The sequence below is a fragment of the Sinomicrobium halophytocola genome (assembly GCF_052983395.1).
Window position 1 is genome coordinate 46,189 of record NZ_JBRKIT010000018.1, and the last position, 10,852, is coordinate 57,040.

Genomic DNA, 10,852 nt, shown 5'->3' on the forward strand with positions numbered 1-10,852 from the left:
ATTAAATAACCTTCATTATTTCTTTTTCAGGATATACATTTCCGCAAAATCACTTTCTATCTCATTCCCTTCCTGGTCCAGCATCTTAATAAAACCTTCTCCGACGAAGTACATATGAGGTTCTCCTGTTTCGGGCGTAAAGGTGATGGTACTTTCTTCTATATTCCATGTGCCTTCATTCGAAAAAGTGTTTTCTTTGGCTACCCCAAGGTATTCGTTCTCTTCCTTAAAGGTCCCATCTTCATTAATGGCGACGGTGAGTTTTATTCCCTCACAGTCCGCACATGGAATAATGCCTTCGTAAACCCCTTCGAAATCCAGTGAATTTGCCGCGTTGTGCATGTCAGGAGTTTCGGATTCCTCTGTTGTAATCTGTTCCGTTTCCACACTTTTCGTCGCTGGTTTTTCCTTGTCTTTACAGGAAATCAGGAGCGTCATTACCCCCATGACCACCACAGCATTTAAAACTACTTTTTTCATGTTTCGTGAATTTATGTTGTTAGTGAACTCGTTTAAATTTTTTCCATCCCGATAATTATCGGGAGGCCGCAAAATGATCTTTTTGCCCCAAATTTTGCCTTTTTATTACTTCGTAGCTCTGCTATGCAGCGCAAAAAAGTTTAAACGAGTTCAATTTATAAAAACATTACTTCCGGAAACCCGACCCCGGTTTCCGGAAAAAAGCTATAGGTCAAATTTAATTCCCTGGGCAAGGGGAAGTTCGGTGGTATAATTGATCGTATTGGTTTGCCTTCTCATATATACTTTCCACGCATCCGAACCGGATTCGCGTCCGCCCCCGGTTTCTTTTTCACCTCCGAAAGCACCGCCTATTTCCGCACCGCTGGTCCCTATATTTACGTTCGCAATACCGCAATCGGATCCTTCTGCGGACAAAAATCTTTCCGCTTCACGCAGATTATTGGTCATTATGGCCGATGACAACCCCTGTTTCACCCCGTTCTGTAAACGAATAGCGTTGTCGAGGTCGCCACTGTATTTCAACAGGTAAAGTACGGGGGCAAAAGTTTCGTGCTGAACAATTTCAAAATGGTTTTCCGCTTCTGCAATAGCGGGTTTTACGTAACATCCGCTCTCATAGCCTTCTCCTTCGAGTACACCTCCTTCTACCAATACCTTACCTCCTTCTTCTTCTACCTTTCTCAGCGCATGAAGGTAATTGGCTACCGCATCTTTGTCGATAAGCGGCCCCACGTGATTTTTCTCATCCAAAGGATTTCCGATGCGAAGTTGTTTGTATGCAGCTACAACGGCATCTTTAACCTTGTCATATATCTCTTCGTGAACGATCAGGCGACGGGTGGAAGTACATCGTTGTCCACAGGTACCTACAGCGCCGAAAACCGCTCCTATGACCGTATTTTTGATATTTGCATCCGGGGTTACGATAATAGCATTATTGCCTCCGAGCTCCAGCAGGGATTTTCCGAGGCGTGCTGCCACGGCCTGCGCCACTATTTTCCCCATACGAATAGATCCTGTGGCAGAAATAAGCGGAACCCGTTCGTCCCGTGTCATCATCTCACCCACCGTATAATCTCCTGTAATCAGGCAAGATATGCCCTCCGGAAGCCCGTTTTCGGCAAATACCCTTGCTGCAATGTTCTGGCACGCTACGGAGGTCAGCGGCGTTTTTTCCGAACCCTTCCATATACAGGCATCGCCACATACCCACGCCAGGGCGGTGTTCCAGCTCCATACGGCAACGGGGAAGTTAAACGCTGAAATAATACCTACTACTCCCAACGGATGATATTGCTCATACATACGATGCCCCGGCCTTTCCGAATGCATGGTCAGGCCATGTAACTGGCGGGACAGGCCAACCGCAAAATCGCAGATATCTATCATTTCCTGAACTTCCCCCAGGCCTTCCTGGTAAGATTTTCCCATTTCGTAAGACACAAGCTTTCCGAGGGGTTCTTTCAAACGGCGCAACTCATCGTTAAACTGGCGTACGATCTCGCCTCTCTGGGGTGCAGGCATGGTTCGCCAGGTTTTAAAACCTTCGGTCGCCGCGGTAACCACTTTTTCATAATCTTCCCGTGCAGTGATGCTTACTTTACCTATAAGCGCCCCATCCACCGGAGAATATGAAGCTATGAGATCTCCACTGCCGAAAAAGTTCTTCCCTGTAGAAGTTCCGTTATTAACATCGGTCAATCCTAATGCTCTAAGGCTCTTATCTATTCCAAAATCGGTAGCAATTAATGACATTTATAACTTTTTTTACTTGGTTTGTTAAATTTTCACGAAGTTACAAATTATTATTTTCTCTGTTAGAAGTTAAAAAATAAAATCCGGCACGCAAAATTCCTTCTTTTACTGAAATCTGCTTTTATAGAACTTACACTGCTCACGGCAAAAGGTAACGGCCTAACGTTCTTTGAAAAGGGAAATTCAGCACACAATATAGCATATATAAAAAAGGGAATCCACAGGGTCATTATAACTATTTCTCCGTTTTATGTGTAATTTTTTATTAACTTTATAAGATATAGACATAAAAACATACGATTATGAAAAAAGTCATTGCAATTATTCTTGTCCTTGCCGGACTCGCTGCAGGATATATGGGCATAAATAAACTGGGAGATAGCGAAAGCGGCCTGGAAATCGGCGACTTTGAAATTAAAGCGGAAGATACCTCATCCAAAAATACCGCGTATGCCTGGCTGGGTGGTGGTGCTATTTGTCTTATCGCAGGAATTGTAATGATAAGCCGGAAAACCAAATAAATCACTCTGGACTGCAAGTCCGGAGGTGAGGAAGCGGCAATGAAATTGTACTTTAGTTAATAGGTTATTCAGTAACCTAAATAACCTATTAACTTAATAACCGGACAAAGTAAAAGTTTCAGATAAACTAATCCCCATAGTTATAAACGACGGAGCATAAAGCTCACCTGGTGCGTCACCCCGTAAATCGCGGGTCGGTATCCATTACAGTACCGCATTGGTCACAGGTACGCAGTTCTTCGGAATTGTAAAACTTTTTAAAGTGCGGCAGGAAATCTTTTTCTATATCGTGCAGTTCAAAGTATACTTCGTGAAGTTTATGATTGCAGTTATCGCAATACCATAACAATCCGTCCGTGAAATTTTTCCCTGCCCGTTTTCGTTCTATAACAAGGCCTATAGACCCTTCACCGCGAACAGGGCTATGTGGTACTCCCGCCGGGTTCAGGTAAATATCTCCTGCTCCCAGTTCCATCTCCTTTCGTTGGCCGTCTTCCTGGATGATAACCTTTATGTTCCCCTCTATCTGGTAAAAGAACTCTTCGGTTTCATTGTAGTGATAGTCTTTACGCGCATTGGGCCCTGCAACCACCATCACGATATAATCCCCCGAATCTACATACAGGTTCTTATTCCCTACCGGGGGTTTTAAAAGTTCTCTGTGGTCTTCTATCCACTGCAGAAGGTTAAAAGGTTTTTTTACACTCATCTCCGGTTTATTTGTATTTCCCTACGGATATAAATTTTATTCGGTTGAAAAAGCTAATTCACGGGAGGCCATTACAAAAAGACTTCCCGTTTTGCCCTTTTCCGGTTCTGTTTCTTATGAAACCTTAAATTTAAGGATTTCCATCCGTATGAAAGCATGTGTCCTTCCAATTTTTTCCGATATGAAAAATACCCGATTCCCGGGATTTCCCGAAACACAGTACTATTGTAATTTTGGTTAAGGGTTTTGTTTTTCCGGAAACCGGTTTCCCGGAATACCGGATTAGTTAGTCAGGCTTTCCGCAAACCTGCCTGCACTCCGCGGGCAGGTTTGCCGGAAAATGGTTTATTTTTAGAGACTGTCTAAATTTTGTTTTTGGTCCCGATAATTATCGGGATTATAGTGTATTTTTTCGTCAGGCGAAGGTATTTTGAGGCACATAGCCTAAGCTACGTGTCGAAAAATAGCTGAAGTATGGCGGAAAAAGATGCATAAAAGAACCAAAGGATAAAACTTAGACAGTCTCTTAACATTAGCCAGGTATTTTTATTAAATTTATTTCTTAAAACTAACTATTCAGGAAATGATCAGAAAAACCATGGCCCGTATACCTGTTTATTTTATAGGACTATTATGTTTGGCCGCAGCATGCAAAGAATCTCCGGATACCTCCGCCAAAACACCGGAAACACCTTCCAAGCCGAAAGGAGAACATTTTGCTATAGTTATTCACGGTGGGGCCGGGACTATTTTAAAAAAGAATATGACACCGGAAAGGGAAGCCGAATATCGCAAAGTTCTGGAAAAAGCTATAAGAACGGGTTATGACATCCTTAAAAACGGGGGCTCCGGACTGGATGCCGTGCAGAAGACCGTTAACGTAATGGAAAACTCTCCCCTGTTCAATGCGGGAAAGGGAGCAGTTTTTACCAACGAAGGGAAGAATGAACTCGACGCTTCCATAATGGATGGAAAAACACGAAATGCAGGTGCGGTTGCCGGAGTCACCACCGTCAAGAACCCCATTGACCTGGCGCGGGCCGTGATGGAAAAGTCCGAACATGTAATGCTGGCCCGCGAAGGAGCGGAATCCTTTGCCAAGGAACAGGGACTTGAGATCGTAGACCCCTCCTATTTTTATACGGAACAACGCATGAAAGCGCTGGAGCAAATAAAAGATAAGGAAAAAACCGAACTGGACCACGACGAAAAAACGGCTTTTTACGATCCTTACATCAGGGATTCCAAGTTCGGAACGGTGGGTTGTGTTGCCCTGGATAAAAACGGTAACCTGGCGGCAGCCACCTCCACGGGAGGAATGACCAACAAACGATGGGGACGTGTCGGGGATTCGCCGATCATCGGGGCGGGGACCTACGCCAATAACCAAACCTGTGCCGTATCTTCCACAGGATGGGGAGAGTTCTTTATAAGGGGAATGGTAGCCTATGATATTTCCGCACTTATGGAATACAAAGGCCTTTCCCTTCAGGAAGCTTCCCGGGAAGTGATCCGGGAAAAACTGCCGGAACTGGGCGGGGACGGTGGCATTATTGCCGTGGACCACGATGGTAATATGGTTATGGAATTTAATACCGCCGGAATGTACAGGGCAAGTATGAATGCCGAAGGAGACCTGTACATAGGTATTTACGGCAAATAAAAGGCCCCAAAAGCAGGAACACAGGAAGAAGGGGAATGTAAGCAGCCTTACGGAATCCTCTTTTATATCAAAAAGCAATGCCTTGACGGGCAACCAAACCTAATAAAAGATCATTATGGGATTCAAAAGATTACTCTTATCCGCTACCGCTCTTCTTTTCTTGTTCGCCTGCAAGGACAAAGACCAGAAACAGGAAATACAGGAACAAATATCCAACCTGTATAAATACCGGGAATACGTTTCGGATGTTTCCCAGGGGATCATCTCCGCACATTCCGACGTAAAAGTAATGCTCCGCGAACCGGTTTCCGGATGGGATGCCGACAAAGAGCTCCCGGATGCCCTCATAAACGTATCTCCCAAGACCAAAGGTAAGGTAGTCGCCCTGAATAACCAGACCATTGCTTTTGTTCCCGAATCCCCCTTGAAACAGGACACGGAATACGAATTTACCTTACGCATGGAAGCTATTGTAAGCGACATTCCCGAAGAGCTTCGCAACTTCCGTTTTAAGGTAAAAACCATCAAACAACAGTTCAATGTCACTACAGAAAGGGTACAATCCTACAATCGCAACTGGCAATATGTGGAAGGTACGCTGCGAAGCAGTGATCAGTTATCGGCCGAAACTGCCGGAAAACTGGTACAGGCTTCCCAGGAAGGCAAAAATCTTTCTGTTAAATTATATAATACCACAGAAACCAACACGCTTTTCCGCTTTAAGATAGACAGCATACAGCGCATGGAGGAAGACTCCAAAGTGAAGCTGACCTGGAACGGAAAAACCCATGACATCGATTCCGAAGGGGAAGGGGAAATCCTTATCCCCGGTAAAAACAACTTTACCGTCATGGAAGTAAATGTTGCCGGAACCGAAAAACCCTATGTAGAGATCAACTTTTCCGATCCGCTGAAGAAAAACCAGAACTTTAACGGGCTGGTAAGCATCCAGGATGCAGGAACCCTGAAGTTTTCGGTAGAAGGGAATATACTGAAGGTATATCCTCAGAACGAACTTAAAGGCGTAAAATCCCTCGAAGTGTTCCAGGGAATACTAAATGTGGATGATTATAAGCTTAAACAGGTCTTTTCCGAACAGATCGCTTTTGAGCAGCTGAAACCGGAAGTAAGAATGCTGCAAAATGGTAGCATTCTGCCCTCTTCCAACAACCTCAAAATAAATTTCGAAGCCGTAAATCTCAACGCCGTGGATGTATCTGTTATCAAAATATTCCAGAACAATATCTTACAGTTCCTGCAATACCAGGACCTCGGCGGCGAGGGAGACCTGCGTACCGTTGCCCGTCCCATTGCCAAAAAAACCATAACCCTCCAGGGAAGTCTCAGCGCAGCCGATGGCAAATGGCATGCCTATGCCCTTGACCTGCGTGAGCTGATCAATCCCGATCCCGGCGCCATATACCGGGTGGAATTCCGCTATAAGCCATCTTACAGCACCTATAAATGTGACCAGACCAACTTCCCGGAAGAGGATACTGATACGGAAGAAAACTATGACGAAGAAGAGGAATCCAGTTACTGGGATAATGTAGAAGGATATTATTACTACGAGGATTATTATTACGACTATACCTACGACTGGCGCGAAAGGGAAAACCCTTGTCATACTTCTTACTACAGGGACAAAAAAGTAGCCGTTAACGTACTGGCTTCGGATCTCGGGGTGACTATTAAAAAAGGCGATAACGAATCGTATTTTGTAAGTGTTACCGACCTGGTTTCCGCCAAACCGGAAGGAGATACCAAGGTTGTTTTCTACAATTTCCAGCAGCAGGAAGTAGCTACGGTAGTTACCGACAAGAACGGGTTTGCCATGTACGATGCCACACTTCCGGCGTATTTTGCCATCGCAGAAAAAGGAAAGCAGAAAACCTATGTCAAGCTCAGCGATGGAAATGTGCTTTCGGTAAGTAAGTTCGATGTTTCCGGTGTTAAACTGCAAAAAGGCATCAAGGGATACATCTACGGCGAACGTGGTGTATGGCGCCCCGGAGATACATTATTCCTGTCATTTATCCTGAACGATAAGTCCAACAAACTCCCCGCGGGGCACCCGGTGAAATTCGAACTGCGTGATCCTTACGGAAAGATCACCCGTAAAGAAGTACGTAACAGCGGAACGAATAACTTTTACACCTTCATAACTCCAACTGACCAGAATGCCCCTACGGGAAGCTGGCAGGCCCAGGTGTCTGTGGGTGGCGCTGTTTTCAGCAAAAGCATGCGTATAGAAACCATAAAACCCAACCGGCTGAAGATCAAAGCCGATTTTGCAGATGATATCCTCTCCGGCGCCAAACCGGTAAACGGTAGCCTGGCAGTAGCCTGGCTGCACGGGGCCATTGCCAGGAATCTGAAAGCGGACATCCAGGCCAGGTTCCAACCGCAAAATACCAGTTTCAAACAGTTTCCGGGATATACCTTTAACGATCCTTCCAGGTCTTTCGGCTCTGAAGAACAAACGGTTTTTGACGGCAAGCTTGATGCGGAGGGAAAAGCTTCTTTTTCCCTGAAACCCCAACTCGAAAAACAGGCCCCGGGAATGTTACAGGCTTCTTTTATTACCAAAGTATACGAAACAGGAGGAGATTTCAGTACCGATGTCTTTACAAAAACCTATTCCCCTTACAGTACTTACATAGGCCTCAATACCCCGAAAGGAGACAAAACCCGCGGCATGCTCCTCACCGACACCAGGCACCGTTTCGAGGTGGTCTCGGTTGACGAAAAGGGAAATCCCAAAGCAGTAAAAGGACTCAAAGTAAATATATACAAAGTTAGCTGGCGCTGGTGGTGGGATACCTCCGAAGACAACCTCTCCTCGTATAATGGCAGTAACCAGAGAGAAAATGTATTTTCTCAAACACTCCATACCGGGGCAGACGGGAAAGCGGCTTTCGAATTTGAGCTGAAATACCCGGAATGGGGCCGTTACCTGGTACATATAGAAGACCCGGAAGGCGGCCATGCCACCGGAAAAACCGTTTATATCGACTGGCCGGGATGGGCAGGAAAATCCATGAAGAACGATCCTTCCTCTGCTACCATGCTGGTATTCTCTACAGATAAGGAAAACTACAAGGTTGGTGAAAAAGCCGTTGTCACTTTCCCCGGCAGTGCCGGCGGACGGGCCCTCGTTACCGTAGAAAACGGTACCGAGGTGCTGCACTCCATGTGGGTGGAAGCTCAGGACGGCGAAACCCGTTTCGAACTGCCCATAGCGGCTCTTTATACTCCTAATGTATATATTCACATTTCCCTGTTACAACCGCATGCTTCAACGGCAAATGACCTGCCCATACGTTTATACGGAGTGGTTCCCATCACCGTCGAAGATCCGGAAACCAGGCTGGAACCTCAGGTTAACATGCCCGATGTACTCAAACCGGAAGAAACCGTTACGGTTAAAGTCAGGGAAAAAGAGGGTAAATCTATGACCTATACTATCGCCGTTGTAGACGACGGCCTGCTGGACCTTACCCGGTTCAAAACTCCGGATGCCTGGGAATCTTTCTTTGCGCGGGAGGCATTGGGCGTTAAGACATGGGATATCTATGACGATGTCATAGGTGCCTTCGGAGGGCGTATAGACCAGGTATTCAGCATAGGGGGAGATGAAGAGCTGGCAGGCGCCAAAAACAAAAAGGCCAACCGCTTTAAGCCTATGGTAGTGTACCTCGGGCCGTTTACCCTCGACAAAGGACAAACCCGTTCACATGAAATACACATTCCGAAATATATTGGTTCGGTAAGAACAATGATCGTAGGCGGAGCCCCGGATACCGGGGCTTACGGAAGCACGGAAAAGACAACACCGGTACGTAAGCCACTAATGGTACTGGCTTCGCTACCAAGAAAAATAACACCGGGAGAAAAAGTAACACTGCCGGTCACCATCTTTGCCATGGAAGACAAGGTGAAGAATGTAACCATACAGGTAAAAGACAACAAGGCTTTCCGGGTTGTCGGGGGCTCTTCGCAAACGATCTCTTTTGACCGGCCGGACGAGAAAATAGCCTATTTTGAATTGGAAATCTCCGATTTTGAGGGCATCGGGAAAGTAGAGATTGCCGCTTCGGGAAATGGTGAAAAAGCTTCTTATGGTGTTGAAATAGATGTGGTAAACCCGAACCCGGTAACCACTTCTGTCAGGGACCTGGTACTGGAGCCGGGAAGTTCCGGGGAAATATCCCTGGAAACTTTCGGTGTGGCCGGCAGCAATACGGCGAGTATCGAATTCTCGACCCTGCCGCCCATGAATTTCAACGGTCGCATGCAATACCTTATCCGCTACCCGCACGGATGTGTGGAACAGGTTACCTCTGCTGTATTCCCGCAGTTGTTCCTGTCTGATATCTTTGACCTTACGGCAAACAAAAAGCAGGAAGTCCAGAAAAATGCGGAGCAAGCCATAAAACGTCTCGGGGGCTATCAACTGCCGAATGGCGGCTTTGCCTACTGGAACGGCCAGAACTACGCGAACGACTGGGGATCCTCATATGCCGGGCACTTCCTGCTCGAAGCAGAGAAAAAAGGATATGTCCTGCCCATTGGCTTTAAGAACAGCTGGATAAATTACCAGAAACAGGCCGCGAAACAATGGCGGCAGTCCGCCCAAAGTTCCGATCTCGCTCAGGCGTACAGGCTTTACACCCTGGCCCTGGCCGAAAATGCGGATGTCTCTTCCATGAACAGGCTCCGGGAAACCCCGAATATTTCCAACGAAGCGAAACATCGCCTGGCGGCTGCCTATGCGCTTATAGGTCAGAAAAACGCGGCAAAAGATATATTTGCTACGGCCAATATCGATTTTAAACCGGTGAAGTACGATTATTACACCTACGGATCTACCGAAAGAAACCGCGCCCTGGCCCTGGAAACCCTCATATTGCTCGACGAGAAGGTACAGGCACAGGAAATGGCAGGAGTTATCGCTAAAAGCCTGAATACGGACCGCTGGATGAGTACGCAAAGTACGGCATACAGCCTGCTGGCCATGGCTAAATTTGCCGGCTACATAGGAGGTAAAGGTATTGACGTAAGCTACGAGATAAACGGAAAATCCACTTCGCTGAACACCGCGCTTACCCTGGCGGAAAGAAACCTCGGAATCAAAGAAGGAAATAATACTGTCCGTCTCAAAAACAACAAGGAAAATACCATTTTTGTACGTATACTGAACAACGGTATTTTACCCGTAGGCCAGGAACTCGCCGAACAGCAGAACCTCTCCGCAAAAGTTACTTATAAAGGCAGGGATGGTAAGGTACTGGATGTTTCCAATCTGCCCCAGGGCACCAATTTTATTGCCGAAGTGAGCATTACCAATCAAAAAGGAGAAAACCTGAAGAACATAGCCCTTTCCCACATATTTCCCAGCGGTTGGGAAATCGTGAATACCCGTTTTACCGATTTCGGGGATGCCCAGGGTACTGCAAATGAAGCAACCTATACCGACCTCCGGGACGACAGGGCAAATTTCTATTTTGACCTGGACGCGCATAAAACCAAGACTTTCCGGGTATTGGTCAATGCCTCCTATCTCGGCAGGTATTACCTGCCGGGAATACAATGTGAAGCCATGTATGACAACGATTACCGGGTAAGGACCAAGGGACAGTGGGTTGAGGTTGGACAATAACAGCCCTTCCCCTTCCTTTCTGGCGGTTTTTTCTTATATTTCGGACCAAACCTAATTAC

Annotated in this window: 6 protein-coding genes; 3 read left to right on the top strand and 3 right to left on the bottom strand. The window is 46.3% G+C overall.

Features of this window, described 5'->3' with window-relative positions:
* Positions 1 to 15 precede the first annotated feature (15 nt).
* Positions 16 to 480, bottom strand: coding sequence for a copper resistance protein NlpE (locus tag ACVBDY_RS06305; RefSeq protein ID WP_447174618.1), 465 nt, complete (start codon positions 478 to 480; stop codon positions 16 to 18).
* A 204-nt stretch (positions 481 to 684) separates the two neighbouring features.
* Positions 685 to 2,238 carry an L-piperidine-6-carboxylate dehydrogenase gene (amaB, locus tag ACVBDY_RS06310; protein ID WP_447174619.1) on the bottom strand — a complete coding sequence of 518 codons (1,554 nt, stop codon included), beginning with the start codon at positions 2,236 to 2,238 and terminating at the stop codon, positions 685 to 687.
* A 302-nt stretch (positions 2,239 to 2,540) separates the two neighbouring features.
* Here amaB and ACVBDY_RS06315 point away from each other — a divergent pair, with 302 nt between their 5' ends.
* Positions 2,541 to 2,759 carry a hypothetical protein gene (locus ACVBDY_RS06315; protein ID WP_447174620.1) on the top strand — a complete coding sequence of 73 codons (219 nt, stop codon included), beginning with the start codon at positions 2,541 to 2,543 and terminating at the stop codon, positions 2,757 to 2,759.
* Positions 2,760 to 2,934: 175 nt separating this feature from the next.
* Here ACVBDY_RS06315 and ACVBDY_RS06320 read toward each other — a convergent pair whose 3' ends face one another.
* Positions 2,935 to 3,468 (bottom strand): 3-hydroxyanthranilate 3,4-dioxygenase, encoded by a 534-nt coding sequence (locus ACVBDY_RS06320; RefSeq protein WP_447174621.1) that lies wholly within the window; start codon positions 3,466 to 3,468, stop codon positions 2,935 to 2,937.
* A gap of 583 nt (positions 3,469 to 4,051) precedes the next feature.
* Here ACVBDY_RS06320 and ACVBDY_RS06325 point away from each other — a divergent pair.
* Both ACVBDY_RS06325 and ACVBDY_RS06330 read left to right on the top strand, forming a co-directional pair.
* Complete coding sequence (locus tag ACVBDY_RS06325) at positions 4,052 to 5,131, top strand: isoaspartyl peptidase/L-asparaginase family protein (RefSeq protein ID WP_447174622.1); 1,080 nt, start codon at positions 4,052 to 4,054, stop codon at positions 5,129 to 5,131.
* Positions 5,132 to 5,246: 115 nt separating this feature from the next.
* A complete protein-coding gene (locus tag ACVBDY_RS06330) occupies positions 5,247 to 10,793 on the top strand; it encodes an alpha-2-macroglobulin family protein (RefSeq protein ID WP_447174623.1) in 5,547 nt (1,848 codons plus the stop codon).
* Positions 10,794 to 10,852: the final 59 nt, after the last annotated feature.

What these genes read in the sequence shown, in the direction of transcription:
- ACVBDY_RS06320 (WP_447174621.1), bottom strand. Translation starts at nt 3,468, where the DNA reads ATGAGTGTAAAAAAACCTTTTAACCTTCTGCAGTGGATAGAAGACCAC.
- ACVBDY_RS06305 (WP_447174618.1), bottom strand. Translation starts at nt 480, where the DNA reads ATGAAAAAAGTAGTTTTAAATGCTGTGGTGGTCATGGGGGTAATGACG.
- amaB (WP_447174619.1), bottom strand. Translation starts at nt 2,238, where the DNA reads ATGTCATTAATTGCTACCGATTTTGGAATAGATAAGAGCCTTAGAGCA.
- ACVBDY_RS06330 (WP_447174623.1), top strand. Translation starts at nt 5,247, where the DNA reads ATGGGATTCAAAAGATTACTCTTATCCGCTACCGCTCTTCTTTTCTTG.
- ACVBDY_RS06325 (WP_447174622.1), top strand. Translation starts at nt 4,052, where the DNA reads ATGATCAGAAAAACCATGGCCCGTATACCTGTTTATTTTATAGGACTA.
- ACVBDY_RS06315 (WP_447174620.1), top strand. Translation starts at nt 2,541, where the DNA reads ATGAAAAAAGTCATTGCAATTATTCTTGTCCTTGCCGGACTCGCTGCA.